The organism is Anatilimnocola aggregata (assembly GCF_007747655.1).
Classification (GTDB): Bacteria; Planctomycetota; Planctomycetia; order Pirellulales; family Pirellulaceae; genus Anatilimnocola; species Anatilimnocola aggregata.
Genome location: NZ_CP036274.1, coordinates 4,200,282 through 4,226,182 on the forward strand (window position 1 = coordinate 4,200,282; position 25,901 = coordinate 4,226,182).

General features: G+C 58.3%; 19 protein-coding genes. 16 read left to right on the forward strand and 3 right to left on the reverse strand.

Annotation, left to right across the window (positions count from 1 at the left end; genetic code table 11):
- The 9 genes from ctaD (at position 1) to ppdK (ending at position 12,795) form a co-directional block, all read left to right on the forward strand.
- Entirely contained in the window at positions 1-1,662 is a 1,662-nt protein-coding gene (gene ctaD, locus ETAA8_RS15935; RefSeq protein WP_145090151.1) for a cytochrome c oxidase subunit I, read from the forward strand.
- Positions 1,663-1,704: 42 nt separating this feature from the next.
- The gene (locus tag ETAA8_RS15940; protein WP_145090154.1) at positions 1,705-2,313 is read left to right on the forward strand and encodes a cytochrome c oxidase subunit 3; all 609 of its coding nucleotides are present in this window, start codon (positions 1,705-1,707) and stop codon (positions 2,311-2,313) included.
- Between the two features lie 62 nt (positions 2,314-2,375).
- On the forward strand, positions 2,376-3,629 hold the full coding sequence (locus ETAA8_RS15945) for a hypothetical protein (protein ID WP_145090157.1): 1,254 nt from the start codon (positions 2,376-2,378) through the stop codon (positions 3,627-3,629).
- Positions 3,614-4,369, forward strand: a complete 756-nt coding sequence (locus ETAA8_RS15950) for a cytochrome c (protein ID WP_145090160.1) — start codon at positions 3,614-3,616, stop codon at positions 4,367-4,369. The genes ETAA8_RS15945 and ETAA8_RS15950 overlap by 16 nt, the downstream gene beginning before the upstream one ends.
- 29 nt (positions 4,370-4,398) lie before the next feature.
- Positions 4,399-4,986, forward strand: coding sequence for a QcrA and Rieske domain-containing protein (locus ETAA8_RS15955; RefSeq protein ID WP_145090163.1), 588 nt, complete (start codon positions 4,399-4,401; stop codon positions 4,984-4,986).
- Positions 4,979-6,451 (forward strand): cytochrome b N-terminal domain-containing protein, encoded by a 1,473-nt coding sequence (locus ETAA8_RS15960; RefSeq protein WP_145090166.1) that lies wholly within the window; start codon positions 4,979-4,981, stop codon positions 6,449-6,451. The genes ETAA8_RS15955 and ETAA8_RS15960 overlap by 8 nt, the downstream gene beginning before the upstream one ends.
- 11 nt (positions 6,452-6,462) lie before the next feature.
- Complete coding sequence (locus tag ETAA8_RS15965; protein ID WP_145090169.1) at positions 6,463-8,757, forward strand: cytochrome c oxidase assembly protein; 2,295 nt, start codon at positions 6,463-6,465, stop codon at positions 8,755-8,757.
- On the forward strand, positions 8,757-9,287 hold the full coding sequence (locus tag ETAA8_RS15970) for a hypothetical protein (RefSeq protein ID WP_145090172.1): 531 nt from the start codon (positions 8,757-8,759) through the stop codon (positions 9,285-9,287). The genes ETAA8_RS15965 and ETAA8_RS15970 overlap by 1 nt, the downstream gene beginning before the upstream one ends.
- Before the next feature lie 823 nt (positions 9,288-10,110).
- Positions 10,111-12,795 (forward strand): pyruvate, phosphate dikinase, encoded by a 2,685-nt coding sequence (ppdK, locus tag ETAA8_RS15975; RefSeq protein ID WP_145090175.1) that lies wholly within the window; start codon positions 10,111-10,113, stop codon positions 12,793-12,795.
- A gap of 193 nt (positions 12,796-12,988) precedes the next feature.
- Here ppdK and ETAA8_RS15980 read toward each other — a convergent pair whose 3' ends face one another.
- Complete coding sequence (locus ETAA8_RS15980; RefSeq protein WP_145090179.1) at positions 12,989-13,261, reverse strand: hypothetical protein; 273 nt, start codon at positions 13,259-13,261, stop codon at positions 12,989-12,991.
- A gap of 77 nt (positions 13,262-13,338) precedes the next feature.
- Between ETAA8_RS15980 and ETAA8_RS15985 the strand changes: the two genes are divergently transcribed.
- The 6 genes from ETAA8_RS15985 to ETAA8_RS16010 all read left to right on the forward strand — a co-directional run bounded on the left by ETAA8_RS15985 (position 13,339) and on the right by ETAA8_RS16010 (position 17,705).
- Entirely contained in the window at positions 13,339-13,632 is a 294-nt protein-coding gene (locus ETAA8_RS15985; RefSeq protein ID WP_145090182.1) for a hypothetical protein, read from the forward strand.
- A gap of 51 nt (positions 13,633-13,683) precedes the next feature.
- Entirely contained in the window at positions 13,684-13,965 is a 282-nt protein-coding gene (locus ETAA8_RS15990) for a hypothetical protein (RefSeq protein WP_145090185.1), read from the forward strand.
- Between the two features lie 90 nt (positions 13,966-14,055).
- A complete protein-coding gene (locus ETAA8_RS15995) occupies positions 14,056-14,478 on the forward strand; it encodes an archease (RefSeq protein ID WP_145090188.1) in 423 nt (140 codons plus the stop codon).
- A gap of 23 nt (positions 14,479-14,501) precedes the next feature.
- The gene (locus ETAA8_RS16000) at positions 14,502-15,965 is read left to right on the forward strand and encodes an RtcB family protein (protein ID WP_145090191.1); all 1,464 of its coding nucleotides are present in this window, start codon (positions 14,502-14,504) and stop codon (positions 15,963-15,965) included.
- 334 nt (positions 15,966-16,299) lie between these two features.
- Positions 16,300-17,214 carry a DUF1559 domain-containing protein gene (locus tag ETAA8_RS16005; protein WP_145100611.1) on the forward strand — a complete coding sequence of 305 codons (915 nt, stop codon included), beginning with the start codon at positions 16,300-16,302 and terminating at the stop codon, positions 17,212-17,214.
- Between the two features lie 65 nt (positions 17,215-17,279).
- A complete protein-coding gene (locus ETAA8_RS16010) occupies positions 17,280-17,705 on the forward strand; it encodes a hypothetical protein (RefSeq protein ID WP_145090194.1) in 426 nt (141 codons plus the stop codon).
- Positions 17,706-17,745: 40 nt separating this feature from the next.
- Here ETAA8_RS16010 and ETAA8_RS16015 read toward each other — a convergent pair whose 3' ends face one another.
- Complete coding sequence (locus ETAA8_RS16015) at positions 17,746-20,049, reverse strand: DUF1592 domain-containing protein (protein WP_145090197.1); 2,304 nt, start codon at positions 20,047-20,049, stop codon at positions 17,746-17,748.
- Positions 20,050-20,226: 177 nt separating this feature from the next.
- The gene (locus ETAA8_RS16020) at positions 20,227-25,125 is read right to left on the reverse strand and encodes an outer membrane protein assembly factor BamB family protein (protein WP_145090200.1); all 4,899 of its coding nucleotides are present in this window, start codon (positions 25,123-25,125) and stop codon (positions 20,227-20,229) included.
- A gap of 435 nt (positions 25,126-25,560) precedes the next feature.
- On the opposite strand from ETAA8_RS16020, the gene ETAA8_RS16025 reads away from it, so the two are divergent.
- The gene (locus ETAA8_RS16025; protein WP_145090203.1) at positions 25,561-25,887 is read left to right on the forward strand and encodes an HU family DNA-binding protein; all 327 of its coding nucleotides are present in this window, start codon (positions 25,561-25,563) and stop codon (positions 25,885-25,887) included.
- The last annotated feature ends 14 nt before the right edge of the window (positions 25,888-25,901 follow it).

Below are 25,901 nucleotides of genomic sequence, written 5' to 3' on the forward strand. Positions count from 1 at the left end.
ATGGCAATTGCCGAACAGCGCCGAACCGACTACCAACGCCAAGTCGTGGCCGCGTCGGGCTGGACTGCTATCTTGCACGACTGGACCACAACCGTCGACCACAAGAAGATCGGCATCTTGTATGTGCTGATGAGCCTGGTGTTTTTGGTAATTGGGGGCTGCGAAGCGATATTGATGCGCTCGCAACTCCTCTTTCCGCGGTACGACTTTCTGCCGCCAGACACGTTCAATCAACTCTTCACCATGCATGGTACGACGATGGTGTTCTTTGTCGGCATGCCGATTTTGATCGGCGTGGGGAACTACCTGGTTCCGCTGATGATCGGCGCTCGCGACATGGCCTTTCCCCGCATGAACGCGCTGGGCTTTTGGGCGACGCTCTTCGGTGGATTGCTGGTCTACTCGAGCTATGCCACCGGCGGTGCGCCGGCAATTGGCTGGTTCGCCTATGCTCCGCTGACGGAACGCACGTTTGCTCGCACGGCAGCGACAGATCTTTGGGCATTGGGACTGCTGGTCAGTGGAATCGGCACGCTCACGGCGGGTATCAACTTCATCGTGACGATTCTCGGCATGCGTTGCCCCGGCATGACGCTTCGCAAGATTCCGTTTTTCGCCTGGACGATGCTCTGGACGTCAGTACAGATTCTGTTGGCAATTCCGCCCCTCACCGCGGCGCTCGTAATGGTACTTCTCGACCGCAATCTGGGTGCGCACTTCTTTGATACGCAAAACGGTGGTTCGGCTTATCTGTGGCAGCACTTGTTCTGGTTCTTTGGCCACCCCGAGGTCTACATCCTGGTCTTACCCGCGTTCGGCATGATTTCCGAAATCATTCCAGTCTTCTCTCGCAAGGTGCTATTTGGTTATGAGTTCATGGCTGCTGCCACTGCGGCCATCGCGTTTATCAGCATGGGTGTCTGGTCGCATCACATGTTCACCGTGGGCATGAGCAAGACCTTGGACCTGTACTTTGCGGCTGCCAGCTTGCTGGTTTCCATTCCCACGGGGATTAAGTTTTTCAATTGGCTGGCGACAATGTACGGCGGCAAGATTCGCTTCGCCTCGCCGATGCTTTTTGCCTTTGGTTTTCTTTCGATGTTCCTTATCGGCGGCCTGACTGGAATCATGCTGGCAATTGCCCCCTTCAACTTTCAGCTTTCGGATAGCTACTTTGTCGTCGGCCATTTCCACTGGGTGTTGATTGGTGGCACGCTGTTTGGCTTATTCGCCGGTTTGCACTATTGGTATCCGAAAGTCACTGGTCGCATGCTCTCGGAGCGGATGGCCCAGTGGCAGTTCTGGCTGCTGCTGATCGGTTTCATTTTGACTTTCGGGCCGATGCACATCTCGGGCATTCTCGGCATGCCAAGGCGGATCTATACCTATGAGCCCGATCGCGGTTGGGAAGTGTGGAATCAAATCACCACGCTTGGTGCGGCGATTCAGGTACCCAGTTACGCACTCTTTGTTATCAACATTGTCTGGTCGTACTTCAAAGGACCGCTGGCCGGCGATGACCCATGGAATGCCTGGACGCTGGAGTGGGCTACCACGTCGCCGCCGCCTGCGTACAACTTCGAGCAAATCCTGGTGGTTAAGAGTCGCCGACCATTGTGGGATCTGAAGCATCCAGACGATCCCGATTGGAACTACGAATAGTCTCTCCATTTGTAAAGCGACCCTGCCTTTCTCAGGCATAACATGTCTTCTACCACGAACCTCGCTCACGAAGAACATCCGCTGTCTGCCGGAAGCATCCTCACGCTTACGCAGATGGGCATGGTGGCATTTCTAGTCTCAGAAGTTGCCTTCTTCAGCACGCTGATCGTGGCGTACCTGACCTTTCTTGGCAAAGACACAATTGGTCCGACGCCACTCGAAGCACTCTCGTTGCCCACGGCGATTGTTTCGTCCGTCTTTCTGCTGGCCAGCAGCGGGACGATCTACCTGGCCGAGAAACAGCTCCATCTGGGAAGCCTGCGCGGCTTTCAAGGCTGGTGGACGTTGACGTTTTTGCTAGGGGCAACCTTTCTTGCAGCAACCGCTTATGAATGGAGTGAATTAATTCGCGTTCATCAACTGACGATCAGTCGCAATCTGTTCGGCTCGACTTACTACACATTGATCGGCTTTCATGCCCTGCATGTCTCATGCGGACTAGTTGCCATGTTGGCGATCTTGTTTCTCTCGTTCCGTGGGGACGTGAAATCGGAGCCTGGGGGCGGCGCGGAACTTGTCAGCTGGTACTGGCACTTCGTCGATTGCGTGTGGATCGTGGTCTTCTGCATTGTCTATTTGTGGGGGCGATAAGTGTGACCAGTGAGTCGCCGGACAATTTGCCGCCTGCCAAAGCAGAACATGGGTCTGTCTTGATGCCGGAGCCAACAGCGGCACCGCTGGTGTTGGCGCTTGGGCTTGCGACTGCTGCCTTGGGTGTGGCCTTCGGTATCGCTTTCATGGTCGTCGGTGGTTTATTGTTGACGGTTGGGCTGGGAATGTGGTTCGCTCATTTGCTCCCAGGCAAGGGGCATTTTCACGAGCCCCTCGTCGCGCCCGAATTTCGGCCCGCGGCCATCAGTGCCAGTTTGGGGACAGTTGCTGAACTCCATCCCGGCGTTCCTGGCTATCGCTTTCGACTGCCAGAGGAAGTTCATCCCATTTCGGCTGGCGTCAAAGGGGGAATTGTCGGCGGCCTGCTTATGCCCATCCCAGCGCTGGCCTATGGAATCCTCAGCGGGCACGGCATTTGGTACCCGATCAATCTGCTTGCCGGCATGGTCCTGCCCGGCATGGATCAGTTGACCATCGAGCAGCTTGAAGCTTTTCGTCTCGACCTGTTTATCGCGTCGAGCCTGATTCACATTGTGATCTGCCTGATCGTGGGGCTGATCTATGGCGTGCTGATGCCGACGCTTCCGTCGCTTCCCCGATCGGTGGCCTGGGGCGGATTGCTAATGCCCATTCTCTGGACCGGCACGATGTATCTCACCATCGGTTTGTTCAATCCGCTGCTGTCGCTTGGTGTTGACTGGCCCAGCTTCATTGTTTCGCAGTTTCTCTTTGGCATCGTAGTCGCCGTTGTCGTGCAGTTGGACCAGCGACGCCATTCGATGATCGCCGGGCTTCTGGGTGGGCTCGTCGGTGGTCTGCTCATGCCGTTACCGGCGATCGTTTGGGCCTGGTCGACTGGGCGAACGATTTGGTATCCCCCCAACCTGCTCGCGGCGATGATCTATCCTGAAATGCGTTCCCTGTCTTCACAAGAATTGCAAATGTTTCGCACCGACTGGTTGGTCGCGGCGATTGCGATTCATCTGGCGATGACCCTGTCATTCGGATTGGTCTACGGAGCCCTATTACCCCGCGTAACACGCATTCCCGGTCCCCTTGCCTGGGGCGGACTGGTGTTGCCGCTGGTTTGGACCGGCATGAGCTATGGACTGATGGGCATAGTGAATCCACTGATGCAGCAGCGTGTCGACTGGCCGTGGTTCGTGGTCTCACAATTCATTTTCGGTATCGTCGCGGCGATTGTGGTCCTGCGCAGCGAAATGGTGCATATCGCGCCAGCCGGAAGTGGTCCCGCTGTCGATCAGGAAGCAGCGACGAAGTGGCTTACGAAATGACGAGCACGCAGACAATACTTGCGAACAAAATCGAGTCGCTCAGCGTCTTCGCTCTCGGTGCGCTCGCGATCACTCTGCTCGCCGCAGGCTGCGGTCATTTGCCCGGCAAGCCCGACCCTGCGCTGCGCCCCATCGCGCCCAATGAGATCACCGATTTTAATGTTCTCTTTGAGCGCAACTGCGCTGGCTGCCATGGCCGCGATGGCACTCTCGGCCCGGCCCCGCCACTGAACGATCGCCTGTTTCTCGCGATTGTGCCGGACGCTGAGTTGCATCGAATCGTCAGCGAAGGGCGTCACGGAACCTCCATGCCAGCCTTTGTTCAGCATCGCGGCGGGCCATTGACCGAGCAGCAAGTTGGCATTCTCGCGGCCGGGTTGAAGCCTAAGTGGCAAGGCCAGCAGTTGCCCAGCAACGATTTGCCAACTTATGCAGTGAGTGCCGGCGATCCCCAAAACGGCGAGCAGGTGTTTGCGCAGGCATGTGCTGTGTGTCATGGCGAGCATGGACGTGGCGGCGATGCGGGAACCATCAACGACGTCGCATTTCTTTCCCTCATCAGCGATCAGGCCTTGCGGCGATTGGTCATCACTGGCCGCCCCGATCTGGGCATGCCCGATCATGCCGGCAGCGAGGGAAGAATCGCTGGCTTCCAGCCACTTAGTTCCGAGCAGATTAACGACGTCGTCGCACTGTTAGCATCGTGGCGAACGGCAAACTCAGTTTCACCAGCACAATAAATCCTCACTAGTGATCCAGGCCAGCGGCCATGCAAACTGAACCTACTCCGCCACTCGACTTGCTCCCCGGTCGCCGCACCTTCTTCGGTTGGTTCACGTATGCCCTCGGCGCGATCGCTGCCTTCGTGCTCGGTCTGCCACTCGCTCAATACTTTCTGGGCACCAACAAAAGTCAGCTGGCTTGGGTCAAACTGGGCGATGTCGATTCCTTTCCAACCGGCGAAACGCGAATGGTTACGTTTGACAACCCCATTCGCCAACCCTGGGATGGTAAGACGTCCCACACCGGGGTCTTTGTTCGCTACCGGGGCAAAGACACCAAGCAGCAAGATCAGTTCCTCATTTTGGCCGTGAATTGCGCTCACCTGGGCTGCCCTGTCTCTTGGTTTCCGCAGTCCGGGCTGTTCATGTGTCCCTGTCATGGCGGCGTCTATCATGCCAATGGCGAGCGGGCGTCCGGTCCACCTCCACGCGGTTTGTTTCGCTGCGTCTGGCGAGTCGAAAAGGGACAGCTCGAAGTTCAGGCTCCTCACTTTCCCAGCCTGCAGGACACACTCGATCCTCAAGGTGATCCGGCATTGTTAGCTGGGAACCTGCCGAGGTGCGATCATGCTTAAATGGCTGACGCAAATCGGTGGCTGGGTCGATCATCGCCTGGGTCTTGGCGCGTTTCTCGTCCCCATGCTCGAGCATCCCATACCGCGAGGTGCTGCGGGACCAATGGGCTGGTGGTATGTATTCGGCAGCGCCTCGATGACGCTCCTTGCCATTCAAATTCTCACCGGCATTGGCTTGTCGCTCGTGTATGTGCCGGCCCCGGACCAGGCCTTCGAGAGTCTCGAATACTTGAACTACGAACAGCCGATGGGCTGGTTTTTGCGAGCGCTGCACTACTATGCGGGCTCGGCGATGGTGGTGATGGTGCTCGTGCATATGACACAAGTGTTTTTGCATGGGTCGTACAAGTACCCGCGTGAACTGACGTGGGTGGTCGGCGTGTTCTTGCTCCTCTGCACACTGGGGATGTTCTTCAGCGGGCAGATATTGCGCTGGGATCCCGATGCTTACTGGGGACTGGCGGTCGCCGGTTCGATGGCGGGACGAGTGCCCGTAGCCGGCCCTTGGATTGTGCAGTTGTTGCACGGCGGGGCTGTCATTGGTGGCAGTTCGCTGAGTCGCTTCTTCGCCCTGCATGTATTCATCATCCCTGGCGCATTGATGTCGCTGCTCGTGGTGCACTTATGGCTGGTGTTGCGCTGCGGTGTGAGTGCTCCGCCCAATGCGCAGCAGCCCGTCGATCCGCGCACCTACGACGCCGACTATCACACTGAGCTGCATCGTACGGGCGTTCCCTTCTTCGGCGATGCGGTTGTCAAAGACGCCTGCTTCTCGGCACTCGTGGTGATTGTGGTGGTCGCTCTGGCGGCGATCATGGGTCCGAAAGGACCAAGCGAACTTCCCGACCCGACCCTCGGCGGCGCCAACCCGCGCCCGGAGTGGCCGTTCCTCTGGTTGTTTGCGTTGCTCTCCATGAGCCCTCCTGCTGCGGAGACTTTCATCATTCTGGTGTTGCCGGTGCTGCTCATCGGCCTGCTGTTGCTGGTTCCCTTCATCAGCAATCGGGGGCAACGAGCGCCGAGTCAGCGGCCCGTCGCGGTTTTGATCGTGGTCATCTCATACACAGTCCTCGGTGTGCTCACCTACGAGGGCTATAGTGCTCCTTGGTCACCGGCGATGAATGCGTGGAGTGGCGATCCTGTTCCTGTCTCGATGGTGAAGCAAAGTTCTCCGCTGCAGTTGCAGGGAAGTTTGGTGTTTCAAAACAAGAACTGCCGGAACTGTCATGCCTTGGCCGGAGTCGGCGGCAGGCGCGGCCCTGACTTGTCGACCATCGGCACGCGCCTGACGCGCGACCAACTCATCGACCAGATCAGCAACGGCACGCCCGGCGGCGGCAACATGCCCGCCTATGGTCAACAGATGGGCCCGCACGAAATGACTGCGGTCGTCGACTTCTTAGTTAGTTTGCGACCAGCAGGACAGCCCCCCGCCCGAGTTGCCACGGTCGATCCACCGCAGTAGGTTCGCTTCTCATGCCTCCTACGCTTGCTGCTTTCGCTCGCTCCTGGCCTTGGGATCCTTGGCTCGTCATTGTTCTGGTCATCACGGCTGCCATCTATGCGCGCGGGTTCTGGCTGCTGCACCGGCGCGATCCAACGCGCTGGCCGCTCCTTCGCCTGGTTGCTTTTCTCGCCGGTCTTGCCACTCTCTTTCTCGCGCTCGCTTCGCCGATTGAACCGTTTGCCAGCCTGCTGTTGCAAGTCCACATGCTGCAGCACTTACTGCTGATGATGGTGGTCGCGCCCCTCGTTTGGCTCGGCACGCCATTAATGCCACTCCTGCGCGGGCTGCCAAGACAGCTGCGCAAGAGCTGGTTCGCGCCGCTCCTCCGCTCGCGCTCGTTGCAATCTCTGTTAGCAGCAATGACTCATCCTTTCGTTGCCTTGCCTCTCTTCACGGCGATGACCTGGCTGTGGCATCTGCCGCGAGTCTACGATGCGGCCCTCCGCGCGCCGCAGTTGCACTACTGGCAACATGTTTCGTTTCTGCTCGCTGGTCTGTTGTTTTGGTATCCAGTTGTTCGTCCTTATCCGGCTCGGCCGCGCTGGTCTCCTTGGCTGCTCTTGCCCTACTTGTTGCTGGCCGATATTCAAAACACCGTCCTCTCGGCACTTCTCACATTTTCCGATCGCGTTCTCTACTCTTACTACAACGAAGTCCCGCGCATTGCCGGTATCACCGCACTCGAAGATCAGTCCTCGGCGGGCGTGTTGATGTGGGTTCCCGGGTCGATCGCTTTTCTCGGACCTTTGTTCTGGATCGGCCTGCAGTTGCTTTTCGGAAGCAGTCAGCGCGCACCAGTAAAACGCGAATCCCACCCCAGCCTGCGAATTCTGCCGGTTGAGCAAGTTGCTCCCTTCGATTTGCTGCATGTTCCCGTCCTCGGTCACTTTCTTCGTTGGCGCTATGCGCGCTTCACGGCCCAAGCCGCGATGACGGTGCTCGCCGCGGTTGTCATTTATGATGGTCTTGTTGGTCCGCAGGTCGGTGCCATGAATCTCGCCGGCGTCTTGCCGTGGATCCACTGGCGCGGGCTGCTGGTCTTGGGTCTGCTCGTTGCCGGCAACTTCTTTTGCTTCGCTTGCCCCTTCACCCTTCCCCGCGCGCTCGCCCGCCGCTGGCTGCCGCAGGGGCGAGCGTGGCCCACTTGGCTGCGCAGTAAATGGCTCGCGGCTGGTCTGTTGGTTTTGTTTCTTTGGTCGTACGAGGCTTTCTCGCTGTGGGATAGCCCGTGGCTGACCGCTTGGATCACCGTTGGTTACTTCGTCGCTGCCTTCACGATTGAAGGCTTCTTTCGCGGCGGTTCGTTCTGCAAATATGTTTGCCCCATCGGTCAGTTCAACTTCGTGCAATCGCTCATCTCTCCCCTGGAGGTTCGCGTGCGCAGGGCAGACACCTGTGCCAACTGCACGACGCACGACTGCCTGAAAGGTAACGCGACCAACACGGGCTGTGAGTTGCAACTCTTCCAGCCACGCAAGGGCGGGAACATGGACTGCACGTTTTGTCTTGACTGTGTTCAAGCGTGTCCTCAGCAAAATGTGGGCATCCTGGCGACGACTTCTGTGACTGAACTCTGGAGCGATCGTTGGCGTTCGGGTGTGGGTAGGTTTTCGCAGCGGCCCGATCTCGCCGCTCTGGTGTTGGTGTTGGTGTTTGGTGCCTTCGCCAATGCGGCTGGCATGGTGGGTCCGGTGGTCGATTGGCAAAACGAGTTGAGTAGTCGACTTGGTCAACGTTCGCATTGGCTGACCTCCACTCTTTTCTATTCCGCAACCATCGTGGCATTGCCGCTGCTCGCCGTAGTAAGTGCCTCTGCGCTGAATCGTTTGGGCAATCCACTCACCACCTCGCGCCGGGAACTCGCCACGCGTTTTGCGTTTGCGTTCGTGCCGCTCGGGTTTGCCATGTGGCTCGCTCATTACAGCTTTCATTTTCTGACGAGTAGCGAAACGATCGTTCCCGTGACGCAACGTTTCACTAGTGACCTGGGTTTCAGCTGGCTCGGTTCGCCGCTGTGGAGTTGTGCCTGTTGCCGACCATTGACCGATTGGTTGTTGCAGTTCGAACTCCTCGCGCTTGATGTCGGCTTGCTCGCTTCGCTATATGTCGTTTGGAAAATTGCCGGCTCGCTGACGAACTCGTCCTCTTCTACTTGGAAGATTGCCGCTCCCTGGGCGGGCCTCGTGTTGCTCCTGTTCGCGCTGGGTGTCTGGATCGTTTTTCAGCCGATGCAAATGCGCGGCACGTTGCCGGGAGGTGGCTGATGCGAACCAATCTCTCGCTGCTGATCGTTACCTCCCTCACTATGCTGTGTCCGCACATGGCCAGTGCAGATGGCGGGACCGTGCGATTACTGGAGCGCCGTGGCAGTCAAACGATTACCGTTTTCACCTCACCCGCGCCGCTTCGCGCCGGCATTATCGACGTCAGCGTACTGGTGCAGGACCAAACCGGCACGGTTGCCATGCGCGAGGTCGCCATCGAAGTCGTGGCTCAGCCCCGCGACCACTCGGGACCGATCATTCGCCTCCCGGCCACAACTGACGCCGCGACGAACAAGTTGCTGCGGGCAGCCAAGTTCAACCTTCCGCATTCAGGCTGGTGGCAGGTCGAAGTCGTCATGCATTCCCCCAATCAGCCCACGGAGCGTTTTCACTTCGATGTGGAAGTTGCCCCGGCCCAACCGCGCTGGGTGACGTTCTGGCCCTGGTTCACCTGGCCCATACTAGCCATCGTCCTGTTCGCCTGGCACCAATGGCGGGCGCCATCCAGGGATTGCACTAAGGTGAACTAACGGCCCATTGGTTCGAGTCCGTCACCTTGGCAATTTACTGCTTGCTCAAGTCCACCGCCCGTTTGGCCAAGTGGAAAAATTTCCGGAATTCTCAATTTTCATCAACTGAGAGTGTTATACAGAGAAACAACTTACGTCAAAAACTCTAGGAAACTTTCCATAATCGATTTCCGGAAATTTACCGCTTTTGGAACTGGAAAAATCCGTCGCGACCTCCCCAAACTTCGCATCCTAATCACTTGTCGACCCGGGCAGTTCAAATGAGTAATGGTGAATCCGTTTCCCTTGTCCGGGCGAGCAGGCAGGCGTTCTGCGACTCGAATTTCCCCTTCGCAAGTGACCACAACTTCGCCGGCCAACCGCGGTACGACGCTGCGCAGTAAATTGCCAGTAAAATACTACCGTATTGTCAAAGAACTTCTCCCAACTCATTAGACGCAAGGGGCGTGACACGTCAGGTCATACGGCAGCAAGAAATTTCGAGGCCGCTACCCATGCTCGTGCGCCGCACCCGGCTCGATCTCCAATCGTTCCTTGCGATTCCCTTATGGCAGCACTTTCAGGGCTAACGCCAGCTTCACCAGATATTCAAAATGGCCGCCCAAAACCCGCTCCCAGCCCGTTTCCCCTTCATTGACGATCAAAGCCTGCGTTGGTAAATTTTTCGCTTCATTTCTAGGGAGTTTCGGCCGATTTTGTAGGCTTCGACTCCCCTCCTGCTGGAAACTAGGCCAGCGGGCCGCCGGAGAGCCCCTGGATCAGCCAGGAACGAGCCTCGCGGTGGTCGGTTTTGTGGTTTTTTCAATTTTGTGAGAAGAATTTCATGGCCAAGACTCGCCCCGCCGCCAAAGCATCCAACGGCAAGATGACGTATTACTTCAGCAAGACCAAAACCGAAGGCAAAGGCCTGAGCAAGGAACTGCTGGGTGGCAAGGGACTCAATCTGGCTGAAATGACCAGCATCGGCCTCCCGGTCCCTCCCGGCTTCACCATCACCACCGAAGTTTGCGATGGCTACTACAAGTCGGGCAAGAAGCTGCCTGCCGGCCTGATGGACGAAGTTCGCAAGAACGTCGGCATGCTCGAAAAGGAACTGGGCAAGAAGTTCGGCGACGACAAGAGCCCGCTCCTCGTCTCGGTTCGCTCGGGCGCTGCGATGTCGATGCCGGGCATGATGAACACCATTCTCAACCTCGGTCTGAACGACGTTTCGACCGCCGGCCTGGCGAATGCCACCCAAAACGAACGCTTTGCCTACGATGCCTACCGCCGCTTGATCGACATGTTCGGCGATGTGGTGATGGGTGTCGATCACGAGCACTTCGATCACGCCTTCGGCAAGATCAAGGCCAAATACAAGGTCAAGGCCGATACCGATGTGCCTGCTGAAGGCCTGATCGAACTCTGCGCGGCCTACAAAGAAATCTTCCGTAAGTACACCGGCAAGGACTTCCCTCAAGATCCTTACACCCAGTTGGAAGCGGCCGTCGAAGCGGTGTTCAAGAGCTGGATGGGCGCCAAAGCTGTTACCTATCGCGAAGTCGAAAACATTCGTGGCTTGCTCGGCACGGCGGTCAACGTGCAATCGATGGTGTACGGCAACATGGGCGACGACAGCGGCACGGGTGTCGCTTTCACCCGCGACCCCAACACCGGCAAGAACGAATTCTTCGGCGAATTCCTCGTCAACGCCCAGGGCGAAGACGTGGTCGCCGGTATTCGCACGCCGCAGCCTGTGGCCGAAATGCCCAAGTGGAACAAGGCCATCCACAAGCAACTCCTCGAGATCAAGGACATTCTCGAACAGCACTACACCGACATGCAAGACATTGAGTTCACCATTGAAAAGGGAACTCTGTTCATGCTGCAAACTCGCAACGGCAAGCGCACCGGCACCGCTGCCGTGAAGATGGCCGTCGACATGGTCAAGGAAAAACTGATCGACGAGAAGAAGGCCATCCGCCGCATTCCCGCCGGTGACCTTTCGCAACTGTTGCTCCCCAGCCTCGATACCAAGGCTTTGGAAGACGCTCGCGAAAAGAAGCTGGTCCTCACCATCGGTTTGCCGGCTTCACCAGGCGCTGCCGTGGGCAAGCTGACCTTCACGGCCGAAGAAGCCGTGGAACGTGCCGCCAGTGGCGAACGCGTGATTCTGTGCCGCAAAGAAACCAGCCCCGAAGACGTCGCTGGTATGCACTCGGCCGCTGGTATTTTGACCAGCACCGGTGGTATGACTAGCCACGCAGCCGTCGTGGCTCGTGGTTGGGGACGCTGCTGCGTCGTGGGTGCAGGCGAAATGACCATCGACGAAAAAGCCAAGAAGATGACCATTAAGGGTAAGACCTATAGTGGCAACGACATCATTACCATCAACGGTACCACCGGCGAAGTTTTCGCCGGGGCCATGCCCACGATGGAACCGAAGCTGGGTGGCGACTTTGCCACGGTGATGAAATGGTCCGACAAGTACCGCACGCTCGGTATTCGCACCAATGCCGACTCGCCCACCGATGCTCAGCGGGCTCGCGAGTTCGGTGCCGAAGGGATTGGCCTGTGCCGCACCGAGCACATGTTCTTTGGCGAAGACCGGATCGCAGCGATGCGTGAAATGATCCTGGCGACCGAAGTGGACGCTCGCAAGACAGCCCTCGCCAAGTTGCTGCCGTTCCAACGCGAAGATTTCGTCGGCATCTTCACTGCCATGAAGGGCTTGCCCGTTACGGTTCGTCTGCTCGATCCGCCGTTGCACGAATTCCTGCCGCACGATGCCAAAACGCAGGAAGAACTTGGCAAGCAAATGGGTCTGAAGCCGGCCGTGATCAAGGCTCGCGTGGCTCAATTGCACGAATCGAACCCGATGCTCGGTCACCGTGGTTGCCGCCTCAGCGTGACGTATCCCGAAATCCTCGAGATGCAGGTTCGCGCGATCATCGAAGCGGCCATCATCTGCAAGGGAAAGAAGATCGACGCCAAGCCCGAGATCATGATTCCGCTCGTCGGCACCGCCGTCGAACTGAAGTACTTGAAGGAACTGACCCAGAAGACGATCGACGAAGTCATCGCCGAGAAGAAGTTCAAGGGTTCGCTCGACGTGCTGATCGGCACGATGATCGAAATTCCTCGCGCGGCTCTCACGGCCGACGAGATCGCCGAGCATGCTCAGTTCTTCAGCTTCGGCACGAACGACCTGACGCAAATGACGTTCGGCTTCAGCCGCGACGACATCAATAGCTTCTTGCCCGACTACCTGCGGAAGGATCTGCTCACCGCCGATCCGTTCCAAACGCTCGATCAATCGGGCGTCGGCCAACTGGTCGAAATGGGCGTCCAGAAGGGTCGCAAGACCAACAAGGACCTGAAGGTCGGCATCTGCGGCGAACACGGTGGCGACCCGGCTTCGGTCGACTTCTGCCATCGCGCCGGACTCAACTACGTCAGCTGCTCGCCGTTCCGCGTGCCCATCGCTCGCCTGGCTGCTGCCCAAGCAGCGATCAAGCACGCGAAGTAAAAGCAGAAGTTAGAAGTCAGAATGCAGAAGTAAAAACAAAAGAGGCTCATTGCGATCAACTCGCAGTGAGCCTTTTTTCGTAGCTCAGTCACTCCGTGACTGAGAACCAACTCACTGATTTGTGCGCGCGAATGTAGTGATTCCCTAACTCGGGTAGTGGGCTAATTTGAGGAACTAGTCTGGTCACCGCTGGCTAGTAATAGCCCTCAGGAATTTCCACGCCCCCGCCCATTGGTTGCTCCTTGACGTGTTTGAGGATTAAATCGCGGATAGCGGGATCGCTTATTGCTTCTGCCTTGCTGTTCCACCACATTCGACTTTCCTTTTGGCCCTGCATATGTCCAGCCACAAAGACAAAGTCGCGATCTAACTTGATTCTTCGGATTGTTATTGCCGTGAGTGACCAACCCAGGCCCATGGCAACAATTAAAATCAACCAGAACAAGTCGCGGGTGGTGAATTTCATTCCCCAATTCTACCCGCGCACGAAAAAGCCCCGCTAGGTTTCGCGGGGCCAATTCGGCTCACGTACAATTCATCCCCATGCCCACCACCCGCACAGCTGCGCCGATCTTTGCAGCCCTCTTGCTGCTGCTGGCGATCTACGTGGGAAGCTACTACGTGATGGTCTTGCCAGTGGGGTTTGTGCAAGTCAGCGGCGTCTACGGCTACATTCGCTGGGCATTTTGGCCGGTGGAACAAGTTGACCGCCGGTTGCGACCCGAATGCTGGTATCTGATCGAGGAAGAACCCCGTGACCAGAATAGCCATTCAAAACCGGAGACTCCCGAAACCGATTGGTTTGATTTTGAGCCGATAAACAATGTCAAACCGTGACCTAACTGGTCCCCCAAATTAGCCCACTACCTCAAAATGGATCCGTTGGCGATGAACAAAAACCCATACGAATCGCCGGAGCAGCCATCAAAGGGCGATCTGGGTGGGCCTACTTCGCAATCGGTCTGGCGAATGGCATTCTTGGGCGCATTGTGCTTGTTCGGGGTATCGCTGATGCTTCGAAACTGGTTGCCATTCGAAAAGGCATTTGGTTTCTCGTCGCTCGAATGGGATAACGTGGTGATCGCGTCCATGTTGTTAGTTCTCGTCAGTTTTGCCGCCACGCTGGTAACTGGTGCCGCCTGGTTCGTCGCTTGGGTGCGAAATGCCTAAATACCAGCGGCTTTCAAGTGCGAACTTTGACTACGGAAACTGCCTCCTGGCACAGTAGTAGCGGTAATTTGGCGCGGAGTAGACGCCCCCATGTACGAAGTCTTCGAGCACACTGCCGACCTGGGCATTCGCGTGCGGGCAAGTTCGCTGAATGAACTGTTTGCCGATGCGGGGCGGGGATTAATTGCCCAACTCGCGAACCTCGCGCGCGTGCAGCCTGTCTCGAAGAGAACGATCACGCTGCAGAACGAGTCGCTCGAATATCTGTTTTTCGATTGGCTCACCGAGTTGCTGTACGCGTTTGAAGAGTCTCGGCTGCTGCTATGTGAGTTCGACGTGCAGGTCGAACAGAGTGGCGAGACGTTCACGCTTAGCGCAATTTGCCGCGGCGAGGCGGCCGATGAAACCAGGCACGAATTGGATCACGAAGTGAAGGCAATCACGTATCACGATTTGCTCATCGAGCAGGCGGACGACGGCAGTTGGCTGGCCGAAGTGATTGTCGATATCTAAGGCGGAAAGTAAGGAAACGGGGCATGGCAAAGAGTGGATTCTATGGGCCGCTGGAGCAGGTCAACGAGTGCCTTTGGCGAATTCCTAAGTCGTACAAGGAAGGCATGCGCGTCGACGGGTTGATCTTCGCCGACGAGAAGCTAATGGAACTGATCCGTAAAGATCAGGCTGCGGAGCAGGTGGCCAATGTCGCGTTCTTGCCCGGCATTCAGCGGGCCAGCCTGGCCATGCCCGATATTCACTGGGGTTATGGGTTTTGCATCGGTGGCGTATGCGCTACCGACCCGAACGAGGGCGGTGTCATCTCGCCCGGCGGTGTTGGCTACGACATCAACTGCGGCGTGCGACTGGTGCGGTCGAGCCTTTTCTACCAGGACGTGAAGCCGCATCTCAAGCGACTGATGGACACGCTCTATACGCACGTGCCGGCCGGTCTGGGCCAGGATGGCAAGTACCACTTTAGCCACAAGGAGCTGCGCCAACTGATGGGGCAAGGGGCTTCGTACCTGAAGAAGCGGGGCCTCGTCACCGCCAATGACCTGGAGCACACCGAAGCGGGCGGCTATTTGAATACCGCGGAGCCAGACTCCGTCAGCGAGCGCGCACTCACCCGCGGCAGTCAGCAGTGCGGAACCCTGGGCTCGGGAAATCACTTTCTGGAAGTGCAGGTAGTCGATGCGATCTTCGATGCCGAAGCTGCCGAGACCATGGGCCTGGAGAAGGATATGGTCTGCGTAATGATTCACTCCGGCAGTCGCGGACTTGGCTACCAGGTTTGCGACGACGCCTTGCGCGAACTGCGACAAGCGCCAGCCAAGTACGGTATTCATCTGCCCGATAAGCAACTCGTTTGCGCGCCGGTGAATAGCGATGAAGGTCGCCAATATCTGGGCGCGATGTCGGCTGCGGCCAACTATGCGTGGTGCAATCGCCAGCTACTAATGTGGCAGGCCCGCGAATCGTTCGAGCTTGTCTTTGCGAAAGGCTGGGAAGCGCTGCAGATGAGCCTCGTCTATGACGTGGCCCACAACATCGCCAAGCTGGAAGAGCACGACGTGAATGGCACCCAGAAGAAAGTCTGGGTTCATCGCAAGGGTGCGACCCGCGCGTTCCCCAAGGGACACCCGGAGATTCCATCGCAGTATGCAGCCATCGGTCAGCCCGTAATCATTCCCGGCGATATGGGGCGGGCCAGCTGGGTGCTCGTTGGTGCGCAGGGGAGCATGGAGCAGTCGTTCGGCACTGCTTGCCACGGCGCTGGCCGCGTGATGAGTCGCACGGCTGCCGTTGCCCATGCCGCGGGCCGACGCATCGATCAGGAATTGCTTGCCAAGGGAATCGAAGCCCGGGCCCGCAGTTGGCGCGGCCTGGCCGAAGAGCAGCCCGATGCTTATAAGGACGTCGATCTCGTCGTCGATGTCGTGCATCGCGCCAACCTGGCGCGCAAGGTCGCGCGCATGCGCCCCATCGGCGTGGTGAAGGGATAGTGACTGTTAGAGAATGCGAGTCACGGAGTGACTCGCCAACGTAGCTCAGTCACTACGTGACTGAGAAACAAGCGCTAGCGGCCTACGAAATCAAACTGCTGACTTTCGCTGACGGCGGCCGAAGTTACGCTAACAGCGACATTATGCCGCACCAACCGTGCAGTAAGACTGCGAAACAAGCTCAAAACGCAGCGCAAGACTGCGAACTTGTTCGCGTGAGCGGGCTTTGCGGACCTCCGCAGCGTTCGAAAGGTCGACCAAAAGGGCGAGTGTTTCTACAATCGAAGGAACACAGTCAGAGTTGGCTCACCTCTCCCACCAGCCTGGATCGATCATGCGTCTCTCTCCGCGACGCTCGGCATTTACCCTTGTCGAGTTATTGGTTGTCATTGCCATCATTGGTGTTTTGGTTGCGCTGTTGTTGCCTGCTGTCCAAGCAGCTCGCGAAGCCTCGCGCCGCGCCAAGTGCCAGAATCACCTCCGCCAGTTGGGGTTGGGCGTTCACAATTTTTCGGATACCAACGGCTTCCTGATTCCCGCCCGAATCGATTTTGAGTATCTCGGTTGGACGACGATGATTCTGCCATACATCGAGCAGCCGGCCTTGCATGCGAAGTTCGACATGAAGAAAAAAGTGTCGGCGCAGCCTGCGGACGCGATGAAGACAACTGTGGCCATTTATCAATGCCCTTCGCGGCATCAACCGGGCCAGCTGACGAAGCAGTTCGACAGTGGAGGCTCTGGCCAGCACGGCTCACTCGGCGACTACGCGACCGTCGATGGTACCGACTCTGCTGATCCACCTTATCGTCGCGATGTTGCCCGCGGCATGCTCGTCAATGCAACTGGCAGCATTACCAAATGGGAAAGCACGACGCGGTTTGCCACCATTACCGATGGCCTGAGCAATACGATCATGATCGGCGAGAAGCACGTGCTGCACTCTGCGTTCGCCACGGAAGAACCTGGTGGCGATGGCCCAACCTTGGGCAGCTATGCCTATTCGACGATGCGCGTTGCTGGTGGTCCCAGCTTTGGCGCAACCCCGACCTTGCCGATCGCCAAGAGCCCCTACGATAAGGTCGGCGGGCAGGCGAAAGTAGTTTTCGGCAGCTGGCACGCTGGCGGATCGTGCAATTTTGTCTGGGGCGACGGTAGTACCCGCCCGCTAGCGCCGAACGTCGATTGTGTCACCTTGGCTCACCTTGCCACGCGCGACGACGGCGGCGTTCCTCCCGGGCAGTACTAAGCGCTTTGCACTCAACTGCCTCCTTGTTCGGTTCTGCTTCCTCGTTCGACCATCGAAAGCATCGCATGAGCTGTTTTGTTTTTCGCAGCCAACAACTTGGCTGTCTGCTGGCGATCCTGTTTCTGGCCGGTTGCGGCGACACCGGTCCCAAGACTTACAAGATTCCAGGCAAGCTCGTCTATGAAGACGGCACCCCGGTGCCTGCAGCGTCGGTCGTATTTCAAACAACGCTCGATGGTCAAGTAATTCCCGCTCGGGGCGTGTCGACTCCCGAGGGACAGTTCGAACTCACGACATTTAATGATGGGGACGGCGTCGTGGCCGGCGAGCACGACGTTGCGATCTCGCCCGTGCCGGCACCTGAAGGTGCAAAGCCTGTGCAGCCGCCGGTTCCGAGCAAATACGGGGACTTCGCCAATTCGGGACTGCGGACGAGCGTCACGCCTGAAACCAAAGAAATCGTGATAACGATCGATCGCCTCGGCAAGTAGTCGATCCTACGCTGGCCGCTGACCGGGCATCGGCCAGCGACTATTTTCCTGGTCGCAGAGTCGTCTGCACTACAATTTCAGTCACCAGATTGCGAATGTTGAAATTGTCCTGCACGAACTTCTTCTGCAGGTCGCTGCGCGTGGCGGGGCCATAGGCTCGCCACTGCTGCTTGACGAAGTAGTGAAACAACTGCTCGACGAAGGCGGCATGCGTTTCGTCGCTGGCAGCGAGGAATGTGGCCAAGTCGCGGGCATTCTTGAATTGTTTCTGCTCCCCGCTGCGAGTCAGATAGCCGCCGCTGGCATCAATGGCCCGCCCCTTTTCTTCGGCCCGAAAACGACCGATGGCGTCGAAGTTCTCGAACGTGAAGCCCAGCGGGTTAATCATTTTGTGGCAGCCCATGCAGGCGTCAGCCTTGGTTTGCAATTGAATCCGCTCGCGCGTCGTAAGGCTGGCATGCAGGTCGGGCGCGAGGGGGGAAACCGCTTCCGGTGGTGGCCGGAGCGTGCGCCCCAGCAGGCTGCGCGAAATGAAGACACCGCGATGAATGGGCGAACTCGTCGCAGTGTAGGCAAAGCCCGCAAGCAGATAAGGATGCGAGATCAGACCGGCCCGCTGCAGCGGATCGAGGGCGACTTTCTCAAAACCGGCCTCGGGGGGCATCTCGACCCCGTATAGCTTGGCCAGGCGGCCGTTGAGATAGAGCGAATCTTCGCTGAGCAGGCGGCGGAAATCGGAATCGTCGCTCCAGACGATCTCTTCCAGCGATAACTCCAGCGACGCGCGCAGATCGGTCGCAATCACTTCGTCGAATTCGGGAAAGAGTTTCTCGTCCTTCGAGAGATCCGGCGCTTGATCGACTCGTAACCATTGCAGGAAAAACGCCCGCAGCTTGGCATGTGTGCGCGGATCGGGCATCATCCGCTGCACTTGCGTGCGGACTTGCTCCGGGGTCGACAATTTTCCCGCGGCAGCTTCCTTGACTAGAGTGTCGTCGGGCAAGCTGTCCCACAGCGCATACGACAGCCGCGCTGCCCGGTCATATTGATCGGGTTCAGCGCTGCCCACTTCGTGATAGAGGAACCGCGGCGACTTGAGCGTTAGCAGAACCACCCGCTTCAGCCCCAGCGTCAGGTCGGGCGCTTCGTCCAACTGCTGATCGATGTAGAGTTTGGCCTGTTCGTCGGTGAGTGGGCGATGAAAGGCCCGCTCGACGAATTTCTTGCAGAACTCCCGCAGCTTGGGTTTTTGTTCGGGCTTGCTGAGATCGATGCCACCGCTGAAGTCCTTCACGTATTTTGCGACATAAGCGGCCGCTTCGAGCGCGCCATCGGTGGTCGCCTGGTCCCAGGCTTTGTTGATGGAGGTCCCCCGCTCGTAGCCGATGCTGCGGTCATCCGGTGGGAAGGGAGTCTGGGGAATGAATTGCGTGGCGAACATCTTGGGCGACAAATTGCGGGCAGGAATTACTTCCTGCTCGCGCTGAGGCGGCTGCCATTCGAGCACGATCATCGCCTTTGCCGGCGGCCGCTCTTTGGCCTTTTTGGAATCGTCGACTCCTTGGTTCGCCTTGATGAACTCCAATTTAATAGGGTAGATCCGCCCGGAGTACAGGCGAATCGAAGCACGATATTCGTTGTCCTTTCCCGACTTTACTTTGGCATCGATGAGTGGCTCGCGGACGTCGTTGACCCAGAGTTGCATCGCATGCTCGGTCTTGACGATTATCTCATACACGCCCGTCTCGGGAGCGAGGAGCGACCCTTCCCAGCGAATCGAAAACTCGTGGGGCCCGATCTTGTCCGGATCGGGACTTTTATCCTCGAAGTTGAAGTTGATCACCGGATCGATTCGCTCGATAGCGCGATCGTTGCCGCGGACGCGACGAGTTTTGTAATACTCCCCCTTCAACCCCTGGGCGGTGGGCCAGGTAGTTGCCAGGCGAAAGCTGCCGATCAGATCGGCGACCGAGTTTTGATACTGCCGCACGGTGATCCGCGAAAGTTCGATGCGGGCCGATTGATTACGGGCCTGCGCGATGGGCGAATAGAACGAATCGAAGACGAACCGCGCGACGTTCTCCGTCTCAGCGCCGTCGATAGCCTCCGGTTCCCCTTCCGGCATTGTCTTTTCGATCAGATCTGTCAATTCCATCAGCGAGCGATCGCCGACCAGCGGCTGCGCGAACTGATCCTTCACACCTTGTCCCCGGTCGCCATGGCACGATGCGCAGTGGGCTTTGTAAATGACTTCGCCCGAGCGTGGGGCGGCAGCAAGCACCGTACTGGCGCAGCCGAAAACCAGGGTAATCGACAACAGGCGACCAAGGATAACCACGGACATACGCGTCGTTCCGTCAGGCACTGGCGGTGGGAGTTAAAGACCCGCGATGCCTACTCAAATACAGGTGGGAAATGAACCGAAGGGCAAGTTTTATCCTAGCCCAAGCGTCCGCGGCAGCCAAGCGAAACGAGTTCGCTCCGCGCGGCGAGAGCGTCGTTCTGACCGCTTCTGTGCCTGCTATTTGAACGGATCGTTGTCGTTCGGGTCAGCGGGTTTATCGGCGGGAAGCGGTGGGAAGCCAGGCGGGAGTTGCCCCTTCTGTTGCAATTGCTTGAGACGTTCGAGAATTTGCGGCGGCAAATTCGGCGGCAAGCCGCGGACGGGCAGACCATTGGGTCCCATCACAGGCATAATTCCATTGGCTCCTCGCGCCGGATCGACCCGCCCGAACAGCCCTTCGGTCGGCTTCACCAAATCGCCTTGAGGGAGGCCAGCCATCAGGCTCGAAAGATTGCCCGTTTGCGCCGGAGCTTGCGGGGCCGCCGGTTCGTCACTGAGCTTGATAAGGGTCACGCGCATGGTGCCGGGCTGAACCCAGGTCGTCACCTGGACCGCTTGCTTCTCGAAGTCGGCCTGTACTTCGCACATGTTGGCCTGCGCGTTGGCAATGTCCCCTTCATAGGCAATGGAGCCATCGCGCTTGTCGATGCAGAGCAAGTTCGCGGCCCAGTTGCCGCTGTTGTTGCCACGCCGGTTGCGAATGAAGACCATCAGCGGAGCATCGACAGGTTGATCCCACGGCAAGCCATGCTGGGCGACAAACGCGGGTGTTTGCCACCGCTGCTTGCCGGTGATCCGATCGATGGCATAAACGCGGCCGTGAGCTTGTTGTCCAGGCATTCCGCCCCCCGAGAGAGGCGTGGTCATTAGTCCGGGAACCGAGTCGGCAATGGGTTGATTGGCGAGCACCGTGTATTGCTCTTGCGAGCGCAGCACGTTCAGCGACGTGAGCGTGGCTTCGGCGACCAATTGCGAAGCAACAAGGACTTGACCCGACTGCAGCGAGATGACCGTAAACTTGCCGGTATTCTCCAGCACGGCGAATTCATCTCCATCGAGCACTTGCCCCTTGGCGCCGATTTTGGTTTCCAGCTTCCAGAGGTCGTCCCCTTCGCTCCAAGGGTCGGTGAGCCTTAACTGGAGCGATTGTCCCACTTGCTCCCAGGCAAGAATGCGACGACCATTCGTGGTCAGGCGGGTATTGGACTTGGGAACCGTCCGCTTACCGACCACCGAGCCATCAAGCATGCTGTAGACAGTTGCCTGGTCTGTATTCGGCGGCACGGCGAACACATATTCGTCGTCGCCGAACAGGTCGCACGCCGGGTCGACTCCACCCCGTTCCCACATCGTTTCGCCGCTGATGGGATCGACGCAGATCAGTTGCCGCGAGCGCTGATAGACAACTCCCGAGGGTGTGACCGGTCCCGGTTGGCAATTCGTCTGCCCCGATTGATCGAAAGCGACCGTGCGATTTCCCGTTACCGGGTTGGTGACTTGCCGCAACTGCGAGTATGAAACCGCAGCCGTCAGCATGTCGAGCGAAACCACTTCGCCGCGCCACAGAATGGGCTCGGCCGTTGCTCGATTGGGTCTGAGGGCATCAATGGCGAGTACTTCGCCGCCGGTATGCACGACCACGATGTGCCCCGCAGCGCGCCCGACCAGGCCTGAATAAGGAATGGAGTACGAACGGCGATAAATGCCGTCGCTGCGGCGGATGGGAGCTTGCGCGATGGTCTTACCCAGGCTATCGACCACCTGCAGCGCCTGCTGCGAAGGATCGTAGAGCGCTCGCATGCCGCGCGGAGCAGCCCCGGTGAACTCCGTCAAATAGACATTGAAGTTGTTCATGTAGGGCCGCGCGCGGTTGGGGTCGATATTTCCTTCGACCTTTGTGACTCGGCCGGCTGGCCAGTGATCGAGAACCAGCGTCTTCTGATCCGTATTATCGATCACCAATTTCGCAACGAATGGACCAGCGGCATGGGTGGCGGCTACCGGGTCACTTGCCAGAAGTTTCTGCAGTTCGGCGTAATACTCTGCGGCGAGCAGCGGGCGCTGAGCTTTTTGATAAGCGGTAATCAGCGCGGCGAGCCCCGCAGCGCGATAGCCAGGATCAGCCGACTCGCGCAGTTCGCCGGCGCGCAGTTCAGCTTCCAACAGGTTTCCTTCTGTCAGCAGATTTTCAACCAGCTGCAACCGGGCCCGATCGGCCAGCGGATGAAAACCGTAGACTTCGACAAACCGCCGAGCACTCGTCAGTGTGCCGGTCTTGATGCACATGGCCAGCCGCGCTTCGAGCCGTTCTTGCAGCCGAGCACGATCTGCTTCGTTGGAACCTCGATACAACTCGCTCAGCCGGGCCTGCAGCCAGCGACTGGTGCGAACTTGCAACCGATTGTCGATGTACTCCATCTGCGCGGTGTTATCGTCGGGCGTATTAGCCGTCTGCAATTCGTCGGCCAGCATCACAAACGCTTCGAGCGATTCCGTGACCAGGCCCGCCTTGTGCAAGCCGACCGCCTGCAAACGGAGCAACTCGCGCCGCTGGGTGGGGTCATCGATCAATTGACTCGCATCGGCAACCAACTCGCGATGTTTCATGAAGTCGCTGCGCAGCAACACGAGCATTACGCGGGCCAGCAGGCCGCGCACTTTGGCATCCTCGGGTTGCAGGGCATTCGCTTCGCGCAGCAGGCGGAGCGATTCGTCAATCTTGTTATCGGTCAGCAATAGTTCGCCCATGCGAGCTAAAGCGCGGACGTTTTTCGGATTGGCGGCGAGGTCTTTTTCGACCTGTGAACGTAAATGGTCGGCCAGGTAGAACGTGGCGATCTGATCGCTGCCGACGGAAACAACCTGCCCTTCAAAGCTGGTGAGGTTACCCAGGGCGAACTCGGTTCGTGCCCGTTCGTTCACTTTGCCCGAATCGAGATCCAGCTTCAGCAACTGCTGCCCCGTGGTCGGCAGGTAGTAATGCGAACCGCTGTAGTAGCCGCGCCCGGTGACCAGTTCGGCTTGCGGATCAACCGGAGTAGACCACGCCTCTTTCCCGTCGCTCAGTTGAATCGCCTTGACGCGATTCTTACTCACGAGAATTGCCTTGCCGTTGTGAATGCAACCGACAAACAAGAAGTCCTCTCGCTTGAGAGGAGGCCAACGAGGCTTGCCAGTGACCAGGTCGAGGCAATGTAGAAATTGCGATTCGACCGGCGTGACCACGACCGAGCCGTCGGCAATGACTGCTGACGAATCGAGCCAGCGACCGGGACTTGCAGCGGGTGTGCCTCCCGACGAAGTGATGATGCCGCGCGATGGACGGGTCGCCAGGTCGTTGCGGTCGTAGGTGTAGTTCCACTTGAGTGCCCGAGTGCCGAGATCGATGGCGACCACCGCACCGGCCGAAGTGGGGCAAATTATCATGCCATCGGCAAATGAAGGCGAAGCACCGGCCAGCCGCCGCGTGGCATCGTAGCGAATGTTCAAGCTTTCGTCGGGAATGCTGCCGAGTTGCTGCTTCCATTCCAGCGCGCCCGTTTCTGGCGACAAGCAGAGGAGCCGCATCTCGCCTTGAAACTCGGCGAGGACATACAGCCGATCGGCGATGGCCAGGGGAGCGCCCAGAAAGAACGCGCCGGCCAGACTCGGATCGTCGCCGCCACCTTCACCACCAATTTGCCAACATAGGGTTCCCTGGCGGCGAAGGTTGAGCGCGCGAAGTTGATTAGCTCCCTTGGTTCCCATGTTGGGCCGCGCACCGATCCAAACGCCACGCATGTTCGGATTGGTCGGACTCATGTATTCCAGGTCGTCGACAAAGTACAACTGCGTGCCGTCGCTGCTCATCTGGCCGTACAGGTTGTCGTCCCACAAGCGCTGCCGCATTTGCGATTCACGCGCAGACGCCTGCTGCTGCGCACCTTGGCTCAGCTTGGCGGCGTTGGTTTGCGGAGTGTCGTTCCACGGATGGACCCAGGCTACTTTGCCGGTCTTGAGCGAAATTCCGCGCACGTGTTCGGGAGTGCGGACCACGATATAGTTCGTCTTCTCTCCGGTCCGCGACGTTGTGGCAAAGGCCAACGGTTGAATCGCGGGGACGAGAGAATCGCCCCGGTCTTGCAGTCCGCGCGCGATTTGCGCGATCCGCTTGTGCATGTCGGGCTCGTTGATGGTGGGATAGTGCCACTCGGAGTTCACCAAGGGCAACCCACCGGCAGTTGCCGCATTGCGGGCTTCGTCGCCACGAAACGTGATCCATTGATTGGCCACGATGGCAGCTGGTGCGAGACCGCGGCCAGCAACATTGTCTAACCAGGTCAGCGCATCGTCATCTTTTTCAAAGAGGGGTGTTTCGCCATCCATCAGGCGAACTTTGACGCGCGGCGTACGTGTACGCAGTGCGATCAGCGTCTCGCGGGCTTTATCGGGGCGGCGGGCATGGCTCCATGCGGTAGCAGTGAGTACCGAAAGTTCGGGGTCGAGCATGTCGCGCGCGGGACCTTGTTCGCACAGCGGTTGCAGCAACATGGCGGCGGCGAGCGTGCGGCCTTGATCCATTTCGACGCGACCAAGTAAGAACGCGGCTTCGTAGCCCGCTTTGGTGTGTACATAGCGACGGGCCACTTCGGCCACGCCGGGCAAATCGCGGGCAGTGAGGGCATCGTTCAGTTTTTGGCGAGCATCGTGCCCCACCTGAGTTTCGTACAGTTGCCGGGCTGGCGCGGGGAGGGTGCCGAGGAGTTGGTTTCCCAAAGACTTCACGCTGAGCTGCGCATCGGGCTGGCCGGGAGGAGCGAGAAAGTAGTCGTCGAGCGATGAGTCGGTCAGCAGTTCTTCGAGCGCCTGCACGGCAGCTGGATAATCTTGCTCGTCGAGCGCGCGGCGAGCGCGATTGAGCAGTTGACGCAGCTCGCGCGTGGCCGGGCGAATGATCGTGCCCGTCGATTCGGTGGTAGGGTTGATCTGTGCTGAAGCAACCACCGGCGCGAGGCAGGCAATTGCCGCCAATAGTAGACCGGCGAGTAGCACCGGCGGAGCCTCCGAGCGGCAAGCGGCGAATCGACCATGAAGCATGAGAAGTCGTCCTGTCTGCGTGGTCCGGCGCGGCAGCGAAGGGGAAAGGGCGATTGCTGGCAATCGGGTTTCGCTGAGCGCAACTCGTTTTCTTAAAATATCTTACCAGGAGCAAGCAAGGAGTTGAAAGGAAACATCGGGCATTCGGGCACCTTGCAGCAGAGGTGAGTCGCCTGGCAAGCCTCGCGAGTTCGCGCCGGACAACTACCGCAAAATTACGCCACCAGTCCGGAAAAACAGGCGATATTTGGGAGGTTTGGCGGTCATTTCGCGTTATTTTGCGGTTTTTAAGAGGTTTTGCCGCTCTGCCCAGTTGCATTTTCGTGGGCAAACTATCTAATTTCGCCGCAATTCCGCCTTACGGACGGACAAACTATTTACTCGTTTCATCGAGGCATTTCGCAACGGAATGTCTCCCAGGGAGGTCGGTAGCAGATGGCAAAGAAAGCCCCCGCGGCGAAGCCCGCCAGCAAGTCAGAAGTCTACGCCAACATCGCTACGGCGACGGGTTTGACCAAGAAGCAGGTCAGCTCGGTGTTCGATGCGTTGACGGCCGAGATTGGCAAGGCTCTGGGCAAGAAGGGTTCGGGCGTGTTTCAGATCCCAGGCCTGGCCAAGATCAATCGTAAGGATATTCCCGCCAAGCCCGCTCAAAAGAACGTGCTCAACCGGTTCACCGGCGTGGTCGGCGATGTTCCTGCGAAGCCAGCTCGCAAGTCGGTCAAGGTTCGCCCTCTGAAGGGCCTGAAGTCGATGGTCTAAGTGACCGTTGGCCG

What these genes read in the sequence shown, in the direction of transcription:
- ETAA8_RS15960 (WP_145090166.1), top strand. Translation starts at nt 4,979, where the DNA reads ATGCTTAAATGGCTGACGCAAATCGGTGGCTGGGTCGATCATCGCCTG.
- ETAA8_RS15980 (WP_145090179.1), bottom strand. Translation starts at nt 13,261, where the DNA reads ATGAAATTCACCACCCGCGACTTGTTCTGGTTGATTTTAATTGTTGCC.
- ETAA8_RS15955 (WP_145090163.1), top strand. Translation starts at nt 4,399, where the DNA reads ATGCAAACTGAACCTACTCCGCCACTCGACTTGCTCCCCGGTCGCCGC.
- ETAA8_RS16015 (WP_145090197.1), bottom strand. Translation starts at nt 20,049, where the DNA reads ATGTCCGTGGTTATCCTTGGTCGCCTGTTGTCGATTACCCTGGTTTTC.
- ETAA8_RS15995 (WP_145090188.1), top strand. Translation starts at nt 14,056, where the DNA reads ATGTACGAAGTCTTCGAGCACACTGCCGACCTGGGCATTCGCGTGCGG.
- ETAA8_RS15945 (WP_145090157.1), top strand. Translation starts at nt 2,376, where the DNA reads ATGCCGGAGCCAACAGCGGCACCGCTGGTGTTGGCGCTTGGGCTTGCG.
- ETAA8_RS16010 (WP_145090194.1), top strand. Translation starts at nt 17,280, where the DNA reads ATGAGCTGTTTTGTTTTTCGCAGCCAACAACTTGGCTGTCTGCTGGCG.
- ETAA8_RS16020 (WP_145090200.1), bottom strand. Translation starts at nt 25,125, where the DNA reads ATGCTTCATGGTCGATTCGCCGCTTGCCGCTCGGAGGCTCCGCCGGTG.
- ETAA8_RS15985 (WP_145090182.1), top strand. Translation starts at nt 13,339, where the DNA reads ATGCCCACCACCCGCACAGCTGCGCCGATCTTTGCAGCCCTCTTGCTG.
- ppdK (WP_145090175.1), top strand. Translation starts at nt 10,111, where the DNA reads ATGGCCAAGACTCGCCCCGCCGCCAAAGCATCCAACGGCAAGATGACG.
- ETAA8_RS16000 (WP_145090191.1), top strand. Translation starts at nt 14,502, where the DNA reads ATGGCAAAGAGTGGATTCTATGGGCCGCTGGAGCAGGTCAACGAGTGC.
- ETAA8_RS15970 (WP_145090172.1), top strand. Translation starts at nt 8,757, where the DNA reads ATGCGAACCAATCTCTCGCTGCTGATCGTTACCTCCCTCACTATGCTG.
- ETAA8_RS16005 (WP_145100611.1), top strand. Translation starts at nt 16,300, where the DNA reads ATGCGTCTCTCTCCGCGACGCTCGGCATTTACCCTTGTCGAGTTATTG.
- ETAA8_RS15965 (WP_145090169.1), top strand. Translation starts at nt 6,463, where the DNA reads ATGCCTCCTACGCTTGCTGCTTTCGCTCGCTCCTGGCCTTGGGATCCT.
- ETAA8_RS16025 (WP_145090203.1), top strand. Translation starts at nt 25,561, where the DNA reads ATGGCAAAGAAAGCCCCCGCGGCGAAGCCCGCCAGCAAGTCAGAAGTC.
- ETAA8_RS15990 (WP_145090185.1), top strand. Translation starts at nt 13,684, where the DNA reads ATGAACAAAAACCCATACGAATCGCCGGAGCAGCCATCAAAGGGCGAT.
- ctaD (WP_145090151.1), top strand. Translation starts at nt 1, where the DNA reads ATGGCAATTGCCGAACAGCGCCGAACCGACTACCAACGCCAAGTCGTG.
- ETAA8_RS15940 (WP_145090154.1), top strand. Translation starts at nt 1,705, where the DNA reads ATGTCTTCTACCACGAACCTCGCTCACGAAGAACATCCGCTGTCTGCC.